The organism is Brevundimonas fontaquae (assembly GCF_017086445.1).
In the GTDB taxonomy this organism is placed as follows: Bacteria; Pseudomonadota; Alphaproteobacteria; order Caulobacterales; family Caulobacteraceae; genus Brevundimonas; species Brevundimonas fontaquae.
Window position 1 is genome coordinate 2,917,543 of the sequence record NZ_CP070968.1, and the last position, 22,715, is coordinate 2,940,257.

The following is a 22,715-nucleotide window of genomic DNA, read 5'->3' on the forward strand; positions in this document are numbered from 1 at the left end:
TGGGGGGCCGATGCGACGCGAAATCCTGCCGGCCGGCGCCGCCCTGATGCTGTTCAGCGCAACCGACGCCACGGCCCAGGCTTTGCGCTCGGCTCAGGACGCGCAAATCGACCTCTTCTTTCGCAACCGCGCGGTCGCCGTGCGCGACCGGCCGCAACCCGCCTATGACCCGCTCGGCATCCGGGCCGGCGGCTTCACGGTCTTTCCCCGGCTTCAGTCGGGCGTCGTCCATGACGGCAATGTCTTCGCGGCTGAAGACGATCCTCAGCCTGCAACAACCTTGCGCCTGACGCCTGAAGTTGTCATCCGATCCAACTGGTCGCGCCACGCGTTTGAAACCCGCGCCCGCGCCGAGATCGACCGCAACCTCGACTTCGACAGCGAGAACACAACCGACTGGAGCCTGGGCGGCGCCGGCCGTCTCGACATCGTTCGAGGCGTCGACATCACCCTGGCCGCTGACTACGCCCACGATCACGAGGCCCGCACCGCCGCCGGTTCCGATCCCGCCGCTCGCCGCCCGATCGCCTTCGAGCTGGCCTCCGCCTCGCTGGCGGCGACGCGCACGCGGGGTCGATTGCGCCTCTCGGCCGACGCCGCCATTCTTCGCTATGACTATCGCGATGGGCTGAGCGACGCCGGCGCCGTCATCGAACAGGACGACCGGGATCGCACCGCCGTCCGCCTGACCGGCCGCGCCGACTACGCCCTCTCCCCCGCGACGGCCCTGTTCTTTCAGCTCGCCTGCGATGACCGCGATTATCGCAACCTAGCAGGGTCGCCGGAACGATCCTCTTCCGGTCACGAAGCCTTGGCTGGCGTGGACTTTGAGCTGGGCGCGCTGATCCGGGGCGAGGTCGCCGCCGGATACATCCGCCAGGATTTCCAGGACGCGACCTATGGCGATCTCGACGGCTTCGGCGGTCGCGCTCGCCTGTCGTGGTTTCCGACGCAACTGACTACCCTGACCGCCACCGCCGCGCGCAGCGTCGAGGACACCGGCGTGATCGGCGCGGCCGGCGCCCTGCGCACCGACGTGTCGATCGGCGCGGACCACGAACTGCTGCGCAACCTGATCCTGACGGCGGAAACGGCGTTGAGTAAGGACGACTACAACGGCCTTGACCGCACGGACACGCGCTTTACCGCCGGCTTCAGCGCCGTCTATCGCCTCAACCGTCGCTATGGCCTGACCGCCGGTCTGACCTATCTCGACCAATCCTCGTCCGGCGCGGTTGCAGGGCCGAGCTATCACTCGACGCGCCTGTCCGTCGCGGTCGTTTCGCAGTTCTGAGCACACGGCCACAGCGCGAAGATTGACAACCTGAAGGCATCATCGCACCACTGGACGGGACGATCACCGTTCGATGGCGCGATGACCTACCACGACACCGCGATCGGCGGTCCCGGCCAGCCGGCGGACGACGCCATCGACCTCCACGCCCTGATCGCCGCCTTCCGGCGTCGTCTCGGCCTGTTTATCGCTGTCGCAGCGGCTGTCTGCCTGATCGTGCTGGCGCTGATGCTGGGCCAGCCTCCCGTCTATACTGCGACCGCCAGCCTCCAGATCAATACTCGCAAGGAACAGGTCGTGGCGGGACAGGCCGTGCTGTCGGCGCTCGACGCCGAGGCGGCCATCGTCGACACCGAGGTCGAAGTTCTGAAGTCAACCCAGCTTGCCGCCCAGGTCGTGCGGACGCTGGGCCTGATCCGCGATCCCGAGTTCAACGCCCGCCTGCGATCCTCGCCCCTCACCCAACACCTGCCGCGCACCACGCCTGCGCCGACCGATGGCCAGATCGAGCGTCAACAGGTGATCGACGCCGTCCGGCGACGCCTGACTGTGCGCCGCGTCGGCCTGACCTACTCGATGGCGATCAGCTTTACGTCCGAAGACCCGACCAAGGCGGCCCGCATCGCCAACGCCTTCGCCGACGCCTATCTCCAGTCTCAACTCACCGCCAAGTTCGACGCTAACGCCCAGGCCAACACCTTCCTGGGCGCCCGGCTGGAAGATCTGCGCCGCCAGGTCGAGGCCGCCGACGCCGCGGTCTCCGCCTACCGGATCGACAACGGCCTGCTCAGCGCCCAGGGCGCCACCCTGACCGAGCAGGAGATCTCGGCCTACAACCAGCAACCGCCCTGGCCCGCGCACAGCAGGCCGAACAGGAGGCCCGCCTGCGCACCGCCCGCGCCCAGATGGCGGCGGGCTCCAACGGCGACGATGTCGGCGAGGCCCTGTCCTCTCCCGTCGTCCAGAACCTTCGCGGCCAGCGCGCGGCGATCAGCACGCGCGTCGCGGACCTGTCCGTCCGTTATGGCCCGCTGCACCCCGACATGATCCGCGCTCGTCAGGAGCTGTCCGACATCGACGCGCAGATCCAGGCCGAGATCCGCCGTGTCGTCTCGAACCTGGACGCCCAGGCCCAAGTCGCCCGCCAACGCGCCGCCTCGGTCCAGTCCAGCCTGGACGCCGCGCGCGGCGCCCTGGCCGACAACAACGCCGCCTCCGTGCGTCTGCGCGAACTTGAGGGCGAGGCCGAAGCCGCCCGCGCCATCTACCGCGCCTTCCTGGATCGCTATCGCGAGACCAGCGCCCAGATCGGCGTCGAACAGGCCGACGCCCGCATCGTCTCGCGCGCCACGCCCCCGACCGCGCAAAGCGCGCCGAACCTGATGATCAGCCTCGCGCTCGGCCTGATGCTGGGCACGGCGGCGGGAACCGGGGCCGTCATCATCTCCAACGCCATGCAGACCGGCCTCAGCGGCCCCGATGACATCGAGCGCAGGCTGGGCGTCGGCGTCGTCGGCGCCGTTCCCCTCGCCTCATCGGTGGCGACGGCGGAGGATCAAACGCTGCATCCGATCGACCTCGTCGTCCAACGCCCCCTGTCGGTCTTCGCCGAGGCCTTCCGGGCGCTGCGCACCTCGATCACCCCCATCGTCAGCGTGGTGGGCGAGCCGTCCGCGCGCATCGTCGCCGTCACCTCCGCCCTGCCCGGCGAAGGCAAGACCACCACAGCGGTCTGTCTGGCCCGTGTCGCCGCGCGCTCCGGCGGACGCATTCTCTTGATCGACGGCGACCCACGTCGGCGCGGCGTGACGCGAATGCTGGGCCTGAACCCCGACCACGGCCTGGCCGAGGTCCTGCATGGCGCAGCGGCCTGGCGAAACGTTTTGGTGCTGGACCCGGCCTCCGGCGCGCAGGTTCTACCCCTGTCGGGATCAGGCCTGTCGGCCGACGACCTGTTCGGCGCCCCGCCGATGACCGCCCTGCTCGACGACCTGCGTCAGGCCTTCGACCTGATCGTCATCGACACCGCGCCCGTCCTGGTCCTCGCCGACGCCCGCATCCTGTCAGCCAAGGCCGACACCGTCATCCTGCTCGCCCGCTGGCGAAAAACCCCCGCGCGCGCCGTCGCCGCCGCGATCCGCATCCTCAGCCAATCCGGTGTTCGCCTTTCCGGCGTCACCCTCAGTCAGGTCGATGTCCGGGCGGAGGCCGGTCAGCACTACGGCCACCACGACTACGACTATCGAGCCTATCGCAAATACTACGCCGCCTGATGGGAACGGGGCGTCAGCGCCCTCAGCCTTCTCGCCATTCGCTCAACGTCTTGCCCTCGGCGTCCTCGAAGGCGACCCGGTCGAGTTGAACGGCGCCGATGCAGACCGGCCTTTGATCCGCATCCACGGCGCGGCAGCGAATGGCGCGACCGTCCGCGAAAGCGGTCATTCGTCCCTCCAGCACCAGGCGATAGCCTTGCGCGGACGGTTTCAAAGGCTGATCGCCTTCGGCGCGCAGCGTCGCCTCATAGGCCCGGCCGTTGCGCCTCACGGTCCTGGACCCGCCTTCTTTGAAAACAGCCGCCAAACCCATGGTCTGGGCCGCCGATGGGGCTTCAGGCGAGGCGCCCCCCTGGATCGCCGGACAGGTATCGACGCGCAGCCAGGGGCGGGCCAACCAGAAGCCCTCGGCCGCTTCCCAGGTTTCAGCGTCACCCGCGATCAAGGCCGATTGCGACCAGTCGCCGGGCGTCAGAGTCAGTTTCGTGCTCTCGCGATCCTCGCTCCATGTCACTTTCGCCAAACCGGCTTGCGACGGTCCATTCACTGCGGGACCACCACAGCCGAAGGCCTGGCGCACGACGAAGCGTCGACCGGCCAGAGACGCGCCTGCGACCTCCTGCCCGGCGGCGAACGCAGAGGCGGCGATGTCCATGGCCTGAAGCAGGCTCGCGCGGTCCAAGATTGGCGCGGGCGCCACGGTCACGACCGGGGTCTGCGCCGGCTCCGCAACAGGCGCGCTTGCGGCGGTCGGGTCACGCTGGCAGGCGCTTAGAAAAACGAGGGACGCCGCAAGCGCGACGACCGATGGACGAGGCGGCACAATCGGTTCGAGCATGGAACCACCCTAGCACGTGAACCGCTGAGAGGGAGCCGATCTCACGAAATTGGTTGACGCGAGAGACGGGGGACGGTCTGCACGGCATCATGACTTTCGATCAGATCGCGGCGCTCGCCGTTCTTGTCGGCGTTGTCGGCGTCCTCATTCATGGCAAGGTCCGAGCCGATGTCGTCGCCCTGACCGGTGCGGCGGTGCTGCTGTTGCTGGGTGTCGTTCGGCCTGTCGAGGTCCAGGGCGCCTTCGCCAGTCCCGCAGTCATCGCCCTGGCCGGCCTATTCGTGATCGCCTACGCCATCGAGTTGTCGGGGCTGCTTGGCTGGTTGATCCGCCAGGCCACACAGCTGGCCTCGAGGATCGGCGCCAGGGGCATCTGGATCGTCATCGGCCTTTGCGGATCGGTCGGCGGCTTCTTGAACAACACGCCGGTGGTGGTGCTGGCTGCGCCGGTGATCCGCGACGTGGCCCAGTCGCTTCGGCTGTCGCCCAAACGTTTCCTGATGCCTTTAAGCCATGTCACCGTCATGGGCGGGCTGCTGACCCTGATCGGCACCTCGACCAACCTCCTGGTCAACGACATGGCGCGCAACGCAGGACAGCCCGTCTTTGGCCTTTTCGAGATAACCCCCGTTGGCTTGGCGATCGCCGTCGTCGGCGGCCTGTGGCTGTATTTCGTCGGCGCCCGCCAGCTTGGTCGGTCCGTCGCCATGGACGAGGCGGAAGCCGCACGACTGGCGGAGATGGAGGAGGCGCGGCAGCGCGCCGAAGCCGAAGCAATTTCAAAACGCCGGCGACGCCTGCCATTCGGCCTTCCCCGTCTTGGCGGATCCCGCAATCAGGCCGATGGCTCCGGCGACGCGCATCTGGGCGACATTAATCTGTACAGCGCGGCGGACCGGCCATTCCGACTTCGCCCGGCGATGATCGCCTTGGGCATCTTCGTTCTGGTGATCATCTCGGCTGCGCTCGGCTGGGCGCCCATCGCCGCCTCCGCCTTCGCCGGCGCTGTCGCCTTGATCCTGCTTCGGGTCATTACGCCCGAAGAAGCCTACGCCGGACTGAGGCCCGAAATCCTGCTGCTGATCGCGGGAATGGTGGTTGTCGGCACGGCGATCGAGGTGACCGGTCTGGCCTCCGCCGGCGCCGACCGTCTGATCGGGTTCATCCGTCCGCTCGGCCCGCTCGGGGCGTTGATCGTGCTGTACGGCGTGACCCTGTTCGCCACCGAACTGCTATCCAATGCGACCGTCGCGGTCCTGATCACGCCCATCGCCGTGGCCTTGGCCGAAAGCCTGGGCGTCGATCCCCGCCCCTTCCTGGTCTGCGTCATGATGGCGGCCTCGGCGGCCTTCGCCACCCCCTTCGGCTATCAGACCAATGTGCTGGTCTTCAACATGGGCGGCTACAGCTACATGGACTTCGTGCGCGTCGGCCTGCCTTTGAACCTGATCACCTGGGTCGCCGCCATGGTGGCCATCCCGATCTTCTTCCCGTTCTGAACACCCGCCCCGCTTTTTCGACAGGCCCAAAACGCCCTTGCGATGGTTGGCAGTCGATCCGCTGCTCGCTACCAACCTTGTGGGGCAAGGCGAGGGGAAGCGCATGGGTATGGGAACGGTCTTAAGGACGCTGATCTTCGGCAAGGACGCCGATCGCAAACGACGGTCCGCCAAGGCGGCGCGCATTCGCGCCCTCCCCGACCGGCGCGTGATGGCCGAAAGCTACGTCCCCGCCCTGGCCGCAGAGGGCGGCCGCATACTGTGGGTCGGGTGCCGCGAATATACGCTGGACGATTACGCCGCGCTGGAAGGCGGCGGAGGAGAAGTCTGGACAACCGATATTGACGCCACAGCCGAGCGCTGGGGCCGAAGCGGCCGGCATCGCACCGGCGACGTCTGTGAGGCGGACGGGATTTTCTCCGACGTGCGCTTCGACGCCGTCGTCTGCAATGGGGTGCTGGGCTATGGCGTCGACAGTTCCGAACAGCAGCAACAGGCGCTGAAGGCGTTGGCCGCCATCCTTCGGCCCAGCGGACGGCTGCTGCTCGGCTGGAACACAGATAAGATCAGCGACCCCGTCGCGGCAGGCCTGACCGAGGCGCACTTCGATCCGGCGCCGCTGGGCGACCGATCCTCACGCGTCCTGTTTGACGCCGTGACCCACGTCTACGACAGCTTCGTTCGCAAGGCCTGAGCGGCCGGCTCAGGCGCCGGACTGCGTCCCTTCTCGCATTTGACCGAAAGACCCGCGAGCGCTCGACGGCGACCGGCCCGAGGATGACCGATCCGCCAAGGTCTCGCGAAGGGCGTCCAGTTCGGCGGCGCGGGCGGCGGGGGCATGCACACGTTCGACGAACGCCTGGCCCGCGCGCGCCAAAGACAGCCGTTCCTCCGGATTTTCGACGAGGTGGTTGATCGCCACCGTGAGCGGCTCCGCGTTTTCGACATCGACGTAGATGGCGTGCTCGCCGCTTGCTTCGCGCAAACCCCCGCGTCCGGACGAAATCAGGGCCGCCCCCGCCGCATGCGCCTCCAACGCCGCCAGCCCCATCGCCTCACGAACGCGAGACGGTGTGACCGCGATGGCCGCGCGACGCGTCACGGCCCGGACCTCGTCCAGAGACGCGGATTTGTAAATTTCGACACGGTCGCCGAACCGATCCAGCGCGCCGATCAGCGGCGCGGCCCAGTCCCTATGCTTCTCCCAGTCGCCCAGCATCAGGGCGCCGCGCCAGTCGGGATGACGATCAAGCGTCTCTGCCAGGGCGACGCAGAACAGGTCCAGACCCTTGTCGCGCATGGCGCGGCCGGAAAACAGGATCAGATTCTCGCGCGTGTCCGGCGACGCGCGCCAGGCCTCGATCGCGATCGGGTTGCAGACCGAGGCGACCCGGTCCGCCAGACGCGGATAGTCTTCCGCAAACTCCTGCCCCGCCGCCTGGCTGACGAAAACCAGCCGGTTGAAGCGCGCTAGGCGACGACCATAGCGGAAGGCTTCGATGACGTTCTTGGCCGGCTTTATGCGCGTGTGGCGGTACAGGACATGAACGGCGGCCGGAAATCGGCGCGCCAGTTCTGACGCCATCTTCAGCTGCTGATGATATTCGACGATGTCCGGCGATACCGCGCGCAGAATGGACGCCACCGCCGCGTTTCGCGCCTTGCGTCCCAGGCCGGCCGGCACGGTCTGGATGTTGAGGTCAGGCTGCGGGGCAGCGCCGTCGTCGCAAATCAGGGTGATCGAGCGATTCAGCCGGCTGTGCGCCGCCAGGGTGCGAACCACCGTCTCCATCGAATTGTCCTTGCCAGGACAGAAGCTGCACCCACGGGGCAGAACGACGGCGATACGCATGGTCAACCTTGCTTACGGACGGAGACGGTCGAAAAGATTTCAGGATGAACGGCGGCGCCGGTGGCGCGGCGACCGCGCGGACCGTTGAGGCCCAACAGGCGACGCGCCTTGAAGCCGGCCTTCAGCCATGGCTCCGCCGCCGACCGGCGGATGCCCTTCACATCGATGAAGGTGACGTCGCCGTGACCCGACAGGGTGTGAAAGCCGTCGCCGTATCCGTCCAGCAGATGGCCCGGCTCGAACCTTTTCACGACCACGGCCGAAAACGCGTCCGGGGTCAGCGTGTGGATCCGCAAAAGATTGATGGCCGCGCCATAAGTCGATGCGCAGTCCTGAACCGGCAGATGAAGCGCGCCGCCGTGGACGAAGGCCGAACCGCCCGGTCGGGACGTCTCGAATCCGCGCATGACAGGATTGCCGACATGCGGCGTCCAGGGACCAGTCAATGCATCCGCGCTGGCGATGTGCAACTCACGCATCGCCCGGTCGTCCGGCCCCGACAATGCATGGAACATCCACCACCGGCCGTCGTGCTTGACCACCGTCGCGTCGATCGCAGCCGCCTCGCCGATGCGGGCCACCGCTTCCCACTGATCCGGGAAACGCACACAGCGATACAGGATCAGCCCGCCGCTCTTGTAGCCTTCGGGCAGCATGTAGAGTTCGCCGCCATCCTCGATCAGGCTCGGATAGGACAGGTGCCAGGGCTCGGACAGGGCCACGCCCTGCCCCACCAGCCGGTCGTCGGCGTCGTACTGGCGATAGTGAATCTCGCCTCGACGCACATAATAGTCGAACGCCTCGACGAAGAGGGTCAGCACGCCGTCGCGCGTGATCCCGAACGGGTCCGCGACATAGGCATGAGGGCCGCAGTCCGGCAGCCAGACGATCTCGTCCGCGCGCAGTTCATGGTCAATGAAGCTGCTTAAGGGTCGGCGGATGAAGCCTGAGCGCCAGAGATCGAACATGACGACGCCCTAGCTGGCCGAGAAGACCGGCACCGTGGAGTCGTCGTGTCCAACCAGCCTGCGCATTTTGGTCCTGCTCGTCGCCGTGGCACGGCGCCTTCATGGTCAAGACGGCGCCGAGCGACCCTTGCCTCACGAAAATCGTCACGGCATTGAGGAGGCGAGCCCGGGATTGGCGCACGAGAGGACTTCATCTGCTTGACCGCGCCGTCCGCGCATCCCCTGATCGCCGCCTACCTCGAGCAGCGCGAGGATCTGGCCCGGTTCTGTCGCGCGCGGCTGGGCGGTGCATCGAGCGACATCGATGATGTGTTGCAGGACATCTATCTCAAGGTGGCCGCGCTTGATCCGTCGATCCAGCCGGACAATCCCCGCGCCTTCCTCTTTCGCCTGACCTCCAATCTGTTGATGGACCGTTGGCGTTCCGGTCAGCGCGCAGTCCACCGCGACAGCGAATGGAGGCGGCTAAACCATGAGGTCGGCTCAAGCGAGGATCTGGAAGGCGCTCCATCCGCCGAGGCGGTCGTCGCCGGTCGTGAAAGACTGGCCTGCCTCGTCGCCGCCCTGGAAACCCTGCCATCCAAGACGCAGACGGTGTTTCGGCTGCACAAGTTCGAGGGCGTGAGCTACGCCGACGTCGCAGCCCAACTCGGCATTTCCCGCAGTTCCGTTGAGAAGCACATGATGGACGCCCTGCGCGTCCTGGCTCGCAAGGTTCAACCCTGATGCACGCAGTTTTCGCCCTATTGGAGGCTCTGTCTGAAGGTGGCGGCTTGGCGGCGGCGTCTTGTCATCAGGAGGCAGGTCGCTCGGCGGCCGGCCAGGCCGGGATCGGATGAGCGCACAGACCGACATCGAGGAAGAGGCGCGGCATTGGTTCGTCACCCTGCGTGACGACGATGCGCCCGAATCCGCCTGGCTCGATTTCCAGGACTGGCTCGAGGCCTCGTCGGCGCATGTCGCCGCCTATGACGCCATCGAGAGCCTGTGGGTCGATCTGGACGTCGCCGCGCCACGGCCCGTGATCGCGCCCGTCGTGAACCTGGCCGAGGCTAGAGTTGGCCGCACGAAGGGCCGCACGTCCTGGCTCGCGGCTGGACTTGGCGTCGCCGCCAGCGTCGCGCTGGCGGTCGGTCTGTCGTTCTGGCTCGTGCCTGACGGGCGAACCTACGCGACGACCGACGCGCCGCTCACCGTCGCGCTGGAGGACGGGTCGCACGTCTATCTGAACCGCCACTCGTCGCTGGGTGTCCGTTTTGAACGCGGCAGGCGGTCGGTCGCCCTGACACAGGGCGAGGCCGCTTTCGATATCGTCCACGAACCATCCCGTCCCTTCGTCGTCGCCGCAGGCGATCATCAGGTCGAAGTTCTCGGCACCGCCTTCAACGTGCTGAACTACGGCGATGGCTTTGCAGTCGCCGTCGCACGCGGCGTGGTCGCCGTCTCACCGGTCAACGCGCCGAAGGTTCGGCTGACCGCAGGCCAGGCGCTGGAGCAGCACGGCATGCAAACCCCTGCGCTGTCGAGCGTCGCGCCAGATCAGGCTTCGCCCTGGCGGCAAGGCGTGCTGGTCTATCGCAATCGTCCGCTCGCGGATGTCACCGACGATCTTTCGCGTTATCTCGACAAACCTGTTGTGCTATCGAGGTCGGCCCAGGCGCTAAGGTTCACGGGCGCCCTGCGTATTGGCGACGAGGCCGTGATGTTGAGACAGTTGCAGGATTTCGTTCCCGTCCGCGTGGATGTCTCGGCGCGCGGAGTCCGCGTCACCGCGCGTGAGGCCGGTTAAGACCTGGCGGCCCGAACTTCCCGGCCTTTCCAAGCCACACGCCGCCGCCCTCCTTCCCAGCCTGCTGCTGTTTGCGACGACCGCGCTGAGCACGCCGGCCTATGCCGATGCGCGCGCCTTGGATTTCTACATTCCACGCCAACCCATCGACGGCGCGCTGCTGGATCTGGCGCTTCAGGCGCGCGTGTCTCTGGGAGGCAGCGTCACGGCGTGTTCAGGCTTCGGCCCCGCGATCAACGGCCGAATGTCGCTGGACGCGGCCCTTACACGATTGCTGGCGGGCAGCGGATGTCGCCACGCCATTCGCCAAGACGGCGCTGTGATCATCAGCAGGCAATTGAGCGCGGCGTCCGCTGCCGCTCGACCAATCGCCCCACGCCCCACTGCTCCTGTGGCGCCGCCCGAAGACGTGGCTCAGGTCAGCGAGGTCGTCGTGACCGCCCCCCGCCGTCCTGAACTGATCCAGTCTTCGTCGTCGGCCATGACGGCGGTCGGTGCCGAACGCATCGCCCGCGCCGGGGTCACAGGAATGCAGGGACTGGACAGTTTCGTCTCCGGAATGACGGTGACCAACCTCGGCCCTGGTCGGAACAAGATTCTGCTGCGCGGAGTCTCGGACGGGGTCTTCACCGGCCTGACCCAATCCACCGTCGGCCTCTATCTTGATTTGACGCCGATCACCTATGCCGCGCCCGATCCGGATCTGAAGCTGATCGACATCGATCGGGTGGAGGTGCTGCGTGGTCCCCAAGGCACGCTGTACGGCACCGGCCCGATCGGGGGCGTCGTGCGCATCGTCACACGTGCCCCGGCCTTCGGGCAGGAAGCCTTGTCCCTCGCCGCGACCCGGTCGCGCACCGGGGGCGGCGGTTGGAACTCGGACTATTCCCTTATCGCGAACGTCCCGGTCGCCGGTAATCGGGCCGCGATCCGCGCGGCGATCTATGGCGAAACCTACAGCGGCTATATCAACGACGTCGAACTGAAGCTCAGGCGGGTCAACGACGGCATGCGACGCGGCGGTCGACTGTCGACGGCGCTGGAAATCTCGCCAGGCTGGACCGCTCGCGCCGGTGTCGTGCATCAGTCGATCGTCACCGAAGACACCCACTACGTCTACCGGGGCCTCGGCCCCTTTCGACGCGCGAACCTGGTGCGCGAGCCGCATCAGAACCGCTTCGATCAGTTCTCGGGCTCTCTCGAAGGTCAGGGCGGCTGGGGCCGAATGAATGCGTCGTTGGCCGTGGTCGAACATGGCTTCAAGAGCCGCTACGACGCCTCAAGCGCCCTGCGGCGTTTCGGTTCCGGCTGGCGGATCGGCGCGCTCGACGAGAGCAAAAACATCCATCTCGTCGTCGGCGAAGCCAACCTCGCCTCACCGGATATCGGTCGCTGGCGCTGGCTCGCCGGCGCTCTGGCGTCGTCCAGCACCACGCACACCGCCCCCATTCTGGCCGCCCTGACGCCGGCGCCGCACCCGGTCTATTCCGAAGACAGACGCGACCGTCTCGACGAGGCCGCCCTGTACGGCGAAGCATCGCTGGACCTGCCCTATGACCTGACGCTGACGGCCGGCGCGCGCTACTATGTGCTGGAGTACGACACCACGTCCTCGGTCATCCAAGGCCGGCGTTCGCGGCTTTTCGACGGACATGGCGAGTCCGCAGGCCTGACCCCCAAGCTCGCTCTGGCGTGGACGCCCAGCGACCAGCTGAACCTGTCGGCGCAGATCAGCCAAGGACACCGCGCCGGCGGCTTCAACACGGCCGGCGTTATTGGCCAGGATTTTAGCGGGGCAGCCGATTCCCCTGCCCGCGAATATCAGCCCGATGCGCTGTGGAACGTCGAGATCGGCGCGAAATACCGCTCGCCGGACGGACGCGCCCGCGTCCGTGCCGCCGCTTACGCCGCGCGCTGGCGCAATGTGCAGAGCGACCAGTTTCTGCCCAGCGGCCTGGCCTACGTCGTCAATGTCGGCGACGGCGCCGACAAGGGCGTGGAGGTCGAGACGAACTGGCGTCCATTCGAGGCTTTGGAGGTTTTCGCCAACGGCCTGATCGCCGATCCGCGCATCACCGATCCAAACGTCCAGTTCGATTCGCGAAGGAACGCGGGACTGCCCGGCGTGCCCAGAACGTCCGCTAACCTGGGCTTCACATGGCGTCAGCCGCTTCGCGAGCAACTGCACCTGCTCGCAGACGGCGGCCTGTCCTACGTCGGCGCCTCCCGCCTGACCTTTGACGGACGTCAGAAGCATCGGATGGGCGACTATGCGACAGGGCGGTTGTCGCTGGGCGTCGAGGCCTCAGCCTGGACCGCACGCTTGTTCGTGGACAACCTGTTCGACACCAAGGCCAACACCTTCGCCTACAGCGACCCGTTCCGACTGCCGGACGCCCAGGCCATAACGCCTCTCCGACCTCGAACGATCGGTCTGACGCTGACGTGGACGGCGCGCTAGCCAGGGCGCGCGAATGTCGCGAGCCAGACCGAACAGGGTCGGCGCCGACAGCGGGTTCGGACTGGTCGGTTCCGCGAGAGGAAGTCTAGGCGAACCTCATATCCCGGAACGCGGCCAACGCCCTCCACACCGGGTCAATCTGATCGCAACGCTCACATTGGCGCTGCCGCCGCGTCGGTGTTTACCGGCGGTTGGTAAGTTTCGAATACGATCTGCAGATCAACGTTCGGAACGAGATTGTTAGTGAGCGTCCCAAGCCAACCCTTCGCCTTCACAGCGGCGCCGCCCATGCAGGCGGCCGGCGTCATCGATCATCTGGAAACGGCGCGGGCTTTGATCGAGAGGCGCTTTTCCGACGCCGGAGAGCGGCTGGCGGGATCGCTGGACATGGTGGGGCGACTGATCGAGTCTCTGGATCGCTTGGAGGTCACGCTGGACGCCAAGTCGGTTTCGAACACGACCCAGGAGCTTCTGTCCACGGCCGACGGCCTGAATGCTCTACCCCAGGCGCAACATGAGCGGGTCGCCTACTTCGCCAACATCAAGACCGCCGGTGAGCAACTCGGGTCCAACATCGAGTCGATGCGGACCACGCTTCGCTATCTTCGGGCCTTCGCACTCAATGTGAAGATCACGGCCGGCTCGACAATTCGCGCCTCGGATGAGTTCGCCGGTTTCGCCGAACGGATGTGCAGCCAACTGGATCTCGGCGTGGGCCAGTTGGACGAGCTGGCCGATCAACTGAAAGATCTGTCGGCGCGCCTGCAGCAGGCGCTTGAGTTCGAACAGAGCCTCGGCGGCAAATACAACGCCCTGATCCCCGTCGTGCCCGACCGACTTGCGATCGACGCCCGCGACATTCAGCAACAGCATACCCGTATCGCCAATGTGGCCCGAGCGACTGCGGCGATCGCCCGGAGCATTCAAACCAAGGTCAGCAAGGCTCTGATGGCCTTGCAAATCGGCGACATCACGCGTCAGCGCGTCGAACACGTTCAACTGGGTTTGCGCGTGACCAGCCGACTTGTGGCCCAGACCGACTTGCCCGAAGAGGCGCGCGATCGCGCCGAGCGGCGGCTGCTGCATATGCTGGCCGCCCAGATGTCGGACATCGCCGCTGATTTCGAAGCCGAGGCCGGCAAGGTCACCCAGAGCCTGAGCGACATGGCGGCCGACACCGCCCAGATCATCGCCGTGAACGATCTGTCCGAGCAGAACGGCAAGGGCGGCTTGCGAGAGTTGGAGGAGAGCCTGGGTCATGCCGGCCTTCTGGTCGGCGACGTGACGGCCGCCATGGTCAACGCCGACAAGATCAGCCGCGAGACCGTCTCTGCGGTCGAGGCATTGTCGCATCGCGTCGGCGCCATTCAGGGGGTCAAGCGCGACATTCAGCAGATGGCGATCAACAGCAGCCTGCGCTCCAATCGTCTGGGCGATATCGGCAAGCCTTTGAGCGTTATCGCCATCGAATTGAGCAGTCACGCCGGGCTGTTGGAGGAAGAGGCCGACCTGACGCTCAATTCGCTGAACGCCCTTGCCGGCGTGGCGGATCATATGTCTGCCGGGGGCGCCCAGGATGAGCGCATCGACGCCAATCGCCTCGTCGGGGTTCGCGCCCGACTGCGCCAGGCGGCGGATGTGGTCGACAACGATCTGGGCGGCCTCAGCGATCAGGGCGTGGCGACGGCCCAGTCGCTGACCGTGGCGGCCGAACAACTGGGTCTAAAGGCGGACATGGGCGACGCCCTGCACGACGCCGCAGCAGCCCTGGCCGAAGCGGCGGGACCGGAGGTCGATGATCTGTCCGAGATCGAAGCCGCCCTTGATGACGCCATGAGTGAGATCGGGCGCTGCTACACGATGGCGCGCGAACGGCTGATCCACGCGCAATACGCCGTGGCGCGAAAGGACGTCCACGAGGCTGAAGGTTCCGAGGCTACGGCGGCAGCCGTCGAAGCCGCCCCTGCCGAAGAGGAAGACGAGTTCGCCGACCTGTTGTTCTGAGCTGCGGGCGCACCGCATCCGATAGGCAGGCTGGCTACACCGAGCGCGGATCGCCGTCAGCGCGAGCGGTCGACCGCCATGATCTCGCGGGCGATATGCTCCAGCCCCATGATCTTCTGCGCCGCATCGCGGGCGATGGCTTCCTTTGGCATGCCGAAAACGATGGAGCTGGCTTCGTCCTGAGCCACGGTCACGCCGCCGGCGTCCTTCAGTTCCAGCAAACCGCGCGCCCCGTCATCGCCCATGCCGGTCATGATGACCCCCATGGCGTTGCGGCCGGCCGCGCGCGCGGCGGAGCGGAACAGGACATCCACCGAGGGGCGGTGACGCGAGACAGGAGGGCCGTCCTTGATCGCCACCTGATAGCGGGCGCCCTGACGTTCCAGCAGCATGTGCTTGTCGCCCGGCGCGATCAGCACATGGCCGCGCAGGACCGGATCGCCGTGACTCGCTTCCTTGACGGCCACCTCGCACAGGCTGTTCAGGCGCTTGGCGAAGGCGGCGGTGAAACCGGCCGGCATGTGCTGAACGATGATGATGCCGGGCGCATTCGCCGGCAGGGCCTGCAAGACTTCACGCAGGGCTTCGGTGCCGCCGGTGGAGGCGCCCAGGCAGGCGACCATTTCGGTGGTGCGGGCCATGGCCGCCCCGCTGGGGGGCGGCAGCATGGCGTCGGCCGTCAGCTTCGTACCGGGATCCAGGGTCCGGGCGGTCGGGCGTCGGGCGCCGACGCGGGCGCGCGCGGCGGCCTTGACCACGTCGCGGATGCGGTCTCCGCTCTCGGCCAGATGATCCGCCGCCCCGATGCGCGGCTTCAGGATGATATCGACCGCGCCGGCCTCCAGCGCCTGCATAAGGGTTTCCGACCCGGCCTCGGTCAGGGACGAACACATGACGACCGGGATCGGCCGTTGGGACATCAGTTTGCGCAGGAAGGTGATGCCGTCCATCCGCGGCATTTCGACGTCCAGGGTGATGACGTCAGGCACGTCTTCGGCGATGCGCCGGGCGGCCACGAAGGGATCGGAGGCCACGCCCATGACCTCGATGCCGGGGTCCGCCGACAGCACGTCCACCAGGGTCTGGCGAACGCTGGCGGAATCGTCGATCACCAGAACGCGAACCTTTGGCATGACGTCAGGTCTTCCGGAAAATGGTGTTGGCGACGGTGACCAGCGGCAGATCGATGCCCGTGATGCTTTCGGAATGGCCGATGAACAGATAGCCGCCGGGCCTCAGACGAGCGCATAGGCGCTTCAGCACCTTGGACTGGGTCGGCTTGTCGAAATAGATCATGACGTTGCGGCACATGATGATGTCGAAGGGGTCGCCCACGGCGTACGTGTCGTCCATCAGGTTCAGACGCGCCAGGGACAGCTTGGCCCTTAGCGACGGATGAATGCGGCTCTCGCGCCGCCGCGCGTCGCGCGCCTTCATCACCCAACGTCGCATGTCGGCAGGCACGGCGTTGAGCATCTCGTCGGGATAGATCCCACGCAGCGCCGTCTCCAACACCTCCGTCGACAGGTCGGTGCCCAGGATCTGGTAATCGGGCCCATCCGCCTGTTCGGCGAAGGTCTGCATGACCATGGCCATGGTGTAGGGTTCGGCGCCGGTCGAACAGGCCGCGCTCCAGGCCCGGATCCGGCGTTGTCCCGCCGCCCTGAAGTCAGGCAGCACATGGCTGGCCATATAGTCGAAATGTCGCGGCTCGCGGAAGAAGTCGGTCTTGTTCGTCGTCACCGCGTCGATCAGAAACACGGACTCGGTCTCTAGCCCGTCGTCCTTGAACAGATAGTCGCAATAGCCGTCGAACGTCTCGTGACCCGTGACGCGAAGTCGACGACGCAACCGCCCCTCCAGCATGGTGCGCTTCGACGAGGGCATCTTGATGCCGCTGTAATCGTAGATGTAGCGCGCCAGCCGTTCGAAGTTTCGGGCGCTGATCTGATCGGGTGCGGGGGCGGACCGTTCTAGCGCCGCTTGGGACAAGGGTTCTCTCTCAATTCTAAGAGGCGGGCGCCGATCAGGCGGCTTGGTCGACGGCGGCCATGTCGGCCAGGGTTGCGGCTTCGCCGGTCGTGGACAGCAGGCGGGGCAGATCGATCAGGACGACGAAACCATCATCCCGCCGCACAACGCCGGAGATGTAGTCCGATCGCCACTTGATCCCGAAATCAGGCGCGGGCTCGATCTGGTCGGCGGCGAAGGTCGTGACCTCGAACACGCGGTCGGCGACCAGACCCAGGCTCAGCATTCGGTCTTCCAGCGCAATGTCCAGCACCAGGATGCGGGTGTTCAACGTCGGGTCGACCGGGGCCATTCCCAGGCGGATCCGAAGATCCGCCGTGGGAACGCCCTGACCGCGGACATCCGTCAGACCCAGCAGATAGGCGGGGCTGTTGGGGATGCGCGAGGGGGTCTGATAGGTAAGGATTTCCCTGACCAGACCGACCGGCGTGGCGAACACCTCTGCGCCGAGGCCGAAAGTGACATACTGCCCTTCGGCTGCGGCTCGTTTTTCGCCAGGCGCGGACATCAGGCGCTCTCCCGGAAGTCCATGTCCTCGGCATCGGCGCCGCCGCTGGTCAGGTCAAGGGCGAAGCCTTTCACCCGCGCCTGCTGGACGTGGACCGGAGACTTGGCAGGGCTCGACTTGGCGACGGGGCGGCCGGCGGGTCTGGCCGACGCCTTGAAGGTCGAGGCGCGGGCGGGGGCGCGGGCGGCAGGCCGGCCGCCGGCGGAGTCCGTGCGGAAGAAGGCGATCGACGTCTGAAGCTCTTCGGCCTGGGCCGCCAGTTCCTCGGAGGTCGCCGACATCTGCTCGGACGCGCCGGCGTTCTGTTGGGTCACCTTGTCCAGTTGCTGGATGGCCTCATTGATCTGATTGGCGCCCACGTCCTGTTCACGGCAGGCCGCGGAGATTTCCGAGACCAGTTCGGCGGTCTTGCGGATGTCGGGGACCAGGCGTTGCAGCATGTCGCCGGCTTCCTGGGCCGCCTTGACCGTGTCGCCCGAGACCGAGCTGATTTCGGCGGCGGCCGTCTGGCTGCGCTCGGCCAGTTTGCGGACTTCGGAAGCCACCACTGCAAAGCCCTTGCCGTGTTCGCCGGCGCGGGCGGCCTCGACCGCCGCATTCAGGGCCAGCAGGTCGGTCTGCCGGGCGATCTCCTGCACGATGCCGATCTTTTCGGCGATTGTGCGCATGGCGTCCACCGCGCGGGTCACCGCCTCGCCGCTCAGTTCGGCGTCCTTGGCCGACTGACGCGAGATCTTCTCGGTCTGGGCCGCATTGTCGGCGTTCTGTTTGATGTTGGCGGCCATCTCTTCCATCGAGGCCGAGGCCTGTTCGGCGGCGGCGGCCTGTTCGGTCGCGCCCTGGCTCATCTGTTCCGAGGTGGCCGACAGTTCCTGGCTGCCCGAGGAGACGTTGTCGGCGGCCGACAGGGCGTCGGAGACGACGCCGCGCAGACGCTCAACCATCGACTGCAGCGACAGGCCCAGGGTGTCCTTGTCCGACAAAGGCTTGGGCTGGACCGTCAGATCGCCTTGGGCGATCTCGTCCGCCATGGCGGCCGTCGCCTTCAGATTGTCCGTCATCCGGTTGACCGTATCGACCAGATCCTTGATCTCGTCATTGGTCGTGACCTTGATGTCCTGATCCAGGTCGCCGATGGCGACGGCCTCGATGGCCGTCGAGACCTTGCGAAGGCCCAAGGTGACGGTGCGGGAAATCCAGAGGGCGGCGATCACGCCAATGACCAGACCGGCGACGACAAGGGCGATGAAGAGGGCGCGGGACTCGGCGAAGACCTTATCGCCCTCGACGCTGGCGGCCTTTCCGCCGTCGACGTTGAGATTGACCAGCTTCAGCAGATCGGCCGACATGTCGTCATAGAGCGGCTTGCTCGACAACATGGTCTGGGCGGCGGCCTCGTTCTGATTGGCGCGCGAGAGGCTCAGCATCCGCTCGCCGTCCCGCAGATAATTGTCGAACTTGCCGGCGAACTGATTGTAGAGCGCGCGCTCCTCGTTCGAGGAGATCAGGGCCTCATAGCTTGTCCGTTCGTTTTTGATCGTGTCGAGCGTGGCGGCGATGTCTTTCTCGACTGCGGCCATGCGCGCCGGATCGGTCGAGGTGATGTGGGTGTACTGCTGGGCCCGCAGGTCCGAGGTCGCCGTGTTGATGCTGTGGATGGCGTCGATGCTCGGCATCCAGTTTTCAGTGATGACGGTCGACTGGTCGTTGACCGCGCTCATCTTCATGACGCCGACCACCCCCAGAACCATGGAGATCGCCAGGACGGCGGCGAAGGCCCCGGCTAGTTTTGCTTTAATCGTTAAGCGCATTTCAGAGCCCCCTTTTGTGATGTCAGGCCGGTGAAGTTTCGAGATCGGAGCGCTCGGACGGAAGCCGTCCTGACGCGGTTGGATTGGCTAGTGGCGGGTCGCGGACGCGATTGAATGACGCGGCTCCCGCTGCTGATTGAAGAGGGTCTGGAGGGCCGGAACGACGATGAATTCGCCGTCTCGCTTGACCAGACATTGGACGAACTCAGGCCGCCAGCGCATGCCGACGCTTGGCGGCGCCTCCGCATCGGCGCGCGCCAGGGTCGTGACCTCGTGAACCTTGTCGGTACGCAGCCCGACCAGGGTCGGCTCACCGTCCAGATCGATCTCGATCACGACGATGCGGCTATCGATGGTGGGCTCGCCCCGCTCCATGGCGAAGGCGACCCGCAGGTCCGACAGAGGAATGACCTTGCCGCGAAAGTTGATGACCGCCCCGACGAAGGCGCTGGCTCCCGGAACCGCCGTCTCGGGCGCCAGATCGATGATCTCCTGCACCGCGACGGCTTCAAGGGCGAACATTTCTCCGTTCAGTTCGAAGGTGAGAACCTCGATTTGCTCGGCTCCGGTCCAGCCTGGCGTCCCGGCCACGCCGCTCATACCGCTTCGCGCATCTGCGCCTCCTGCTGCTGGCCCTTGGCGACCAGGTGACCGACGTCCAGGATCAGCGCGACCGCGCCGTCGCCCAGGATCGTGGCGCCCGAGAAGGTCGGCAAGCCGGAATGAAGCTTGGACATCGACTTGATCACCGTCTGGTGGTCGCCGATGATCTGATCGACGACCAGGCCGATGCGCTCGGCGCCGGTCGAGACCACGACCACCTTCTGGTGCAGTTCGGGCGGCGTGCCGGTGTCGAACATCTCGCGCAGACGCAGGAACGGCACCAGGCTGTTGCGCAGGGAGATGAAGCTGCGGCCGCGAGAGCGCAGATCCTCGTCCAGCGACAGCTCCAGACACTCCTCGACCGCGTCCAGCGGTAGGACGTAGCGGCCGTGACCGACCCGAACCAAAAGGCCGTCGATGATGGCCAGGGTCAGCGGGATGCGCAGCGACACCTCCGACCCCTCGCCCGGCCGGCTGGCGATGTCGATGGAGCCGCGCAGGCCCTCGATGGTGCGCTTCACCACGTCCATGCCGACGCCGCGGCCTGACAGGTTGGTGACCGCCGCCGCCGTCGAAAGGCCAGGATGGAAGATCATCTGCAGCAGATCATGATCGCTGATCGCCGCGCCGGGCTCGATCAGCCCCTGGCTCTCCGCCTTGGCGCGGACACGGTCGCGGTCGATGCCCCGGCCGTCGTCGCGGATGGTGATGACCACCTCGCCGCCCGACTGATGGGCCGACAGCCGGATGCGGCCCGTGGCGGGCTTGCCGGCGGCGGTCCGGTCCTCGGCCATCTCCAGTCCATGGTCGGCGGCGTTGCGGATCAGGTGGACCAGAGGGTCGGCCAGACGCTCGATGACCGTCTTATCGATCTCGGTGCTCTCGCCGTCGGTCGACAGCTCGATGGCCTTGCCGGTTTCGCGCGCCAGATCGTGAACCAGACGGCGGAACCGACCGAACAGGGTCGAAACCGGCACCATCCGCAGCACCATCATCGTGTCGCGCAGTTCGCCCGACAGGCGTTCGATCTCTTCGGAGACCGCGCGCAGAGCCATGTCGGTTCCGGCGTTGGAAATCTGGCTCAGTCGCGACTGCGCGATCACGAGCTCGCCGACCCGGTCCATCAGTTCATCGAGACGATCGGCAGGAACGCGGACGCTTTCCGTCACCTTGGTGGATTTTGCGGCGCCGGCATCAACTGGGTCGGCGCCGGATGCCACCGGGAGCTTGGCGGCTTCGACGGGCGCCGTCTGCGGGGCTGCCGTTTTCTCAGCGACCGAAGCCGGCGCGTCCGGGTGCGCATCTTCAACGGCGTCGCACAGTTCGGCGTCCACGGCTTCGATGCTCAAGGTCATCTCGTCCATGACGAAGATGAAGACGTCCTCGATCGCCGCCCGCCCCTGATCCGTCGTCAGGGTGACCGTCCAGCCGAGGTAGAGATCGGTCGGCTCCATCCGGCCCAGAGCCGGAACACGCGACGCATCGACGACGACATGGGCGTCACCCAGATCCCGCAGCTCATTCAGCAGAGCCAAGGGGTTGGAGCCGTTGCGGAAGGCGTCGGCAGGAAGCTCGAACTTCACTCTCCAGGTCGTCGCCATATGGGGCGGCGCCTCTGCGGGCGCCCCGGCGTCGTCGGCGTCGCGCACCGCGTGCTCCAGATCGGCCAGCAGGGCGTCCCCCGCTGCCCCGTGCGCGCCCGAAGGGTCCTCCAGCAGACGCCGCATATGATCGCGGGCGGCGAGAACCGCCGAGACCAGATCCTTGGTCGCCGCCACCTCGCCCTTGCGGACGCGGTCGAAGGCGGTTTCGCAATGGTGGGTGAAGCCGGCCAGGGCGTCGAAGCCGAACATGGCCCCCGATCCCTTCAGCGTGTGCAGCCCCCGAAACACCGCATCCACCAGGTCCCGATCTTCAGGCCGGTCCAGCAGGTCCAGCAGGCCCTGTTCGATCAGTTCGAGGTTCTCGCGCGCCTCAACCTGAAAGATGGCGATGGCTTCGTTCATCGACCCAGCACCTTCTTGGCGATCCGCACCAGTTGGTCGGGATCGAAGGGTTTGGTCAGCCAGCCCGTGGCGCCCGCCGCCTTGGCCCGCGCCTTCATGCCCTCGTCCGACTCGGTGGTCAGGAACACGATCGGCACGCCCATCTGCTCGGGCATGCGGCGCATCTCCTCGATCATGGTCAGGCCGTCCATGACCGGCATGTTCAGATCGGTGATGATCAGGTCGAAGGCGCTGGCCTTGGCCTTGGCGATGCCCTCAGCGCCGTCGGCGGCCTCGGCCACCGAATAGCCTGCGCCGGTCAGGGCGATCTTCAGCGCCATGCGAATGCTGGGCGAGTCATCAACCGTTAGGATGGACGCCGTCATTGAACCGACCCTTCGTGAAACCAGAACAGCAGGTCGTCCTCGGACGCCTGGGTCAGAAAGCCCGCGGCTTCCAGCACCGGGCGGAAGACCTCGCCCGGATGCGCCAGACGCAAGGTCTTGCCGACGGCCTGCGCTTGACGGCGCGCCGCCTCGATCAGTTGAACGCCACAGAGATCGACCGCCTGGTCCGCGACCAGGTCCAGACTGACCGCGTCATCTTCCTCAAAGGCGTCCAGGATTGACTGGCGCAGCCCAGCGACATTGCGCACCACAAGCGACGCATCCACCAATACTGTCTTCATTATTCCCCCGCACGGCCGTGACCTTGTGCTGGGAACATGATTGGCGATGACCGTTAAACTGCACTCAAGGTTGCGATAAGGAAGCACACCTATCCGGCGCTTAGCATTGCG

Annotated in this window: 20 protein-coding genes; 9 read left to right on the forward strand and 11 right to left on the reverse strand. The window is 66.4% G+C overall.

Annotated elements, in window-relative coordinates; all coding sequences use genetic code 11:
- The first annotated feature begins 10 nt into the window (after positions 1-10).
- The 3 genes from JX001_RS14235 (at position 11) to JX001_RS16350 (ending at position 3,567) form a co-directional block, all read left to right on the forward strand.
- Positions 11-1,294 carry an outer membrane beta-barrel protein gene (locus JX001_RS14235; RefSeq protein WP_205681498.1) on the forward strand — a complete coding sequence of 428 codons (1,284 nt, stop codon included), beginning with the start codon at positions 11-13 and terminating at the stop codon, positions 1,292-1,294.
- Positions 1,295-1,375: 81 nt separating this feature from the next.
- Positions 1,376-2,341, forward strand: coding sequence for a GumC family protein (locus JX001_RS16345; RefSeq protein WP_241004665.1), 966 nt, complete (start codon positions 1,376-1,378; stop codon positions 2,339-2,341).
- Positions 2,338-3,567 (forward strand): AAA family ATPase, encoded by a 1,230-nt coding sequence (locus JX001_RS16350; protein WP_241004848.1) that lies wholly within the window; start codon positions 2,338-2,340, stop codon positions 3,565-3,567. Before JX001_RS16345 ends, JX001_RS16350 begins: the two co-directional genes overlap by 4 nt.
- Positions 3,568-3,589: 22 nt before the next feature.
- On the opposite strand, the gene JX001_RS14245 is transcribed toward JX001_RS16350, so the two are convergent.
- Complete coding sequence (locus JX001_RS14245) at positions 3,590-4,405, reverse strand: hypothetical protein (RefSeq protein ID WP_205681499.1); 816 nt, start codon at positions 4,403-4,405, stop codon at positions 3,590-3,592.
- A gap of 89 nt (positions 4,406-4,494) precedes the next feature.
- Here JX001_RS14245 and JX001_RS14250 point away from each other — a divergent pair, with 89 nt between their 5' ends.
- Together JX001_RS14250 and JX001_RS14255 are read left to right on the forward strand one after the other, a co-directional pair.
- Entirely contained in the window at positions 4,495-5,904 is a 1,410-nt protein-coding gene (locus JX001_RS14250) for an SLC13 family permease (RefSeq protein ID WP_205683207.1), read from the forward strand.
- A gap of 103 nt (positions 5,905-6,007) precedes the next feature.
- Complete coding sequence (locus JX001_RS14255; RefSeq protein WP_205681500.1) at positions 6,008-6,598, forward strand: class I SAM-dependent methyltransferase; 591 nt, start codon at positions 6,008-6,010, stop codon at positions 6,596-6,598.
- 9 nt (positions 6,599-6,607) lie between these two features.
- Here the strand turns inward: JX001_RS14255 and JX001_RS14260 are convergent, their stop codons facing one another.
- On the reverse strand, positions 6,608-7,756 hold the full coding sequence (locus tag JX001_RS14260; RefSeq protein WP_205681501.1) for a glycosyltransferase family 4 protein: 1,149 nt from the start codon (positions 7,754-7,756) through the stop codon (positions 6,608-6,610).
- Positions 7,757-7,758: 2 nt separating this feature from the next.
- Positions 7,759-8,724, reverse strand: coding sequence for a glucosamine inositolphosphorylceramide transferase family protein (locus tag JX001_RS14265; protein WP_205681502.1), 966 nt, complete (start codon positions 8,722-8,724; stop codon positions 7,759-7,761).
- Positions 8,725-8,922: 198 nt separating this feature from the next.
- Between JX001_RS14265 and JX001_RS14270 the strand changes: the two genes are divergently transcribed.
- The 4 genes from JX001_RS14270 (at position 8,923) to JX001_RS14285 (ending at position 14,978) form a co-directional block, all read left to right on the forward strand.
- Positions 8,923-9,450 (forward strand): RNA polymerase sigma factor, encoded by a 528-nt coding sequence (locus tag JX001_RS14270; RefSeq protein ID WP_241004666.1) that lies wholly within the window; start codon positions 8,923-8,925, stop codon positions 9,448-9,450.
- A gap of 109 nt (positions 9,451-9,559) precedes the next feature.
- Complete coding sequence (locus JX001_RS14275) at positions 9,560-10,513, forward strand: FecR family protein (RefSeq protein WP_205681503.1); 954 nt, start codon at positions 9,560-9,562, stop codon at positions 10,511-10,513.
- Entirely contained in the window at positions 10,500-12,974 is a 2,475-nt protein-coding gene (locus tag JX001_RS14280) for a TonB-dependent receptor (RefSeq protein ID WP_205681504.1), read from the forward strand. The genes JX001_RS14275 and JX001_RS14280 overlap by 14 nt, the downstream gene beginning before the upstream one ends.
- 243 nt (positions 12,975-13,217) lie before the next feature.
- Positions 13,218-14,978, forward strand: coding sequence for a hypothetical protein (locus tag JX001_RS14285; protein ID WP_205681505.1), 1,761 nt, complete (start codon positions 13,218-13,220; stop codon positions 14,976-14,978).
- Between the two features lie 56 nt (positions 14,979-15,034).
- Here the strand turns inward: JX001_RS14285 and JX001_RS14290 are convergent, their stop codons facing one another.
- The 8 genes from JX001_RS14290 to JX001_RS14325 form a co-directional block, all read right to left on the reverse strand.
- Positions 15,035-16,111, reverse strand: coding sequence for a protein-glutamate methylesterase/protein-glutamine glutaminase (locus JX001_RS14290; protein WP_205681506.1), 1,077 nt, complete (start codon positions 16,109-16,111; stop codon positions 15,035-15,037).
- Positions 16,112-16,115: 4 nt separating this feature from the next.
- Complete coding sequence (locus JX001_RS14295; RefSeq protein WP_205681507.1) at positions 16,116-16,970, reverse strand: CheR family methyltransferase; 855 nt, start codon at positions 16,968-16,970, stop codon at positions 16,116-16,118.
- A gap of 34 nt (positions 16,971-17,004) precedes the next feature.
- A complete protein-coding gene (locus tag JX001_RS14300; protein ID WP_205681508.1) occupies positions 17,005-17,517 on the reverse strand; it encodes a chemotaxis protein CheW in 513 nt (170 codons plus the stop codon).
- Positions 17,517-19,328 carry a methyl-accepting chemotaxis protein gene (locus JX001_RS14305; RefSeq protein WP_205681509.1) on the reverse strand — a complete coding sequence of 604 codons (1,812 nt, stop codon included), beginning with the start codon at positions 19,326-19,328 and terminating at the stop codon, positions 17,517-17,519. The genes JX001_RS14300 and JX001_RS14305 overlap by 1 nt, the downstream gene beginning before the upstream one ends.
- Positions 19,329-19,415: 87 nt before the next feature.
- Positions 19,416-19,928 (reverse strand): chemotaxis protein CheW, encoded by a 513-nt coding sequence (locus JX001_RS14310; RefSeq protein WP_205681510.1) that lies wholly within the window; start codon positions 19,926-19,928, stop codon positions 19,416-19,418.
- A complete protein-coding gene (locus JX001_RS14315; RefSeq protein WP_205681511.1) occupies positions 19,925-21,937 on the reverse strand; it encodes a chemotaxis protein CheA in 2,013 nt (670 codons plus the stop codon). Before JX001_RS14315 ends, JX001_RS14310 begins: the two co-directional genes overlap by 4 nt.
- On the reverse strand, positions 21,934-22,302 hold the full coding sequence (locus JX001_RS14320; protein WP_205681512.1) for a response regulator: 369 nt from the start codon (positions 22,300-22,302) through the stop codon (positions 21,934-21,936). The genes JX001_RS14315 and JX001_RS14320 overlap by 4 nt, the downstream gene beginning before the upstream one ends.
- Positions 22,299-22,604 (reverse strand): STAS domain-containing protein, encoded by a 306-nt coding sequence (locus JX001_RS14325; protein ID WP_205681513.1) that lies wholly within the window; start codon positions 22,602-22,604, stop codon positions 22,299-22,301. Before JX001_RS14325 ends, JX001_RS14320 begins: the two co-directional genes overlap by 4 nt.
- Positions 22,605-22,715 lie beyond the last annotated feature (111 nt).

Coding starts and splice junctions, on each gene's coding strand:
- JX001_RS16345 (WP_241004665.1), top strand. CDS start 1,376: ATGACCTACCACGACACCGCGATCGGCGGTCCCGGCCAGCCGGCGGAC.
- JX001_RS14325 (WP_205681513.1), bottom strand. CDS start 22,604: ATGAAGACAGTATTGGTGGATGCGTCGCTTGTGGTGCGCAATGTCGCT.
- JX001_RS14290 (WP_205681506.1), bottom strand. CDS start 16,111: ATGCCAAAGGTTCGCGTTCTGGTGATCGACGATTCCGCCAGCGTTCGC.
- JX001_RS14245 (WP_205681499.1), bottom strand. CDS start 4,405: ATGCTCGAACCGATTGTGCCGCCTCGTCCATCGGTCGTCGCGCTTGCG.
- JX001_RS14255 (WP_205681500.1), top strand. CDS start 6,008: ATGGGTATGGGAACGGTCTTAAGGACGCTGATCTTCGGCAAGGACGCC.
- JX001_RS14275 (WP_205681503.1), top strand. CDS start 9,560: ATGAGCGCACAGACCGACATCGAGGAAGAGGCGCGGCATTGGTTCGTC.
- JX001_RS14250 (WP_205683207.1), top strand. CDS start 4,495: ATGACTTTCGATCAGATCGCGGCGCTCGCCGTTCTTGTCGGCGTTGTC.
- JX001_RS14260 (WP_205681501.1), bottom strand. CDS start 7,756: ATGCGTATCGCCGTCGTTCTGCCCCGTGGGTGCAGCTTCTGTCCTGGC.
- JX001_RS14235 (WP_205681498.1), top strand. CDS start 11: ATGCGACGCGAAATCCTGCCGGCCGGCGCCGCCCTGATGCTGTTCAGC.
- JX001_RS14305 (WP_205681509.1), bottom strand. CDS start 19,328: ATGCGCTTAACGATTAAAGCAAAACTAGCCGGGGCCTTCGCCGCCGTC.
- JX001_RS14315 (WP_205681511.1), bottom strand. CDS start 21,937: ATGAACGAAGCCATCGCCATCTTTCAGGTTGAGGCGCGCGAGAACCTC.
- JX001_RS14310 (WP_205681510.1), bottom strand. CDS start 19,928: ATGAGCGGCGTGGCCGGGACGCCAGGCTGGACCGGAGCCGAGCAAATC.
- JX001_RS14320 (WP_205681512.1), bottom strand. CDS start 22,302: ATGACGGCGTCCATCCTAACGGTTGATGACTCGCCCAGCATTCGCATG.
- JX001_RS14265 (WP_205681502.1), bottom strand. CDS start 8,724: ATGTTCGATCTCTGGCGCTCAGGCTTCATCCGCCGACCCTTAAGCAGC.
- JX001_RS14300 (WP_205681508.1), bottom strand. CDS start 17,517: ATGTCCGCGCCTGGCGAAAAACGAGCCGCAGCCGAAGGGCAGTATGTC.
- JX001_RS16350 (WP_241004848.1), top strand. CDS start 2,338: ATGATCCGCGCTCGTCAGGAGCTGTCCGACATCGACGCGCAGATCCAG.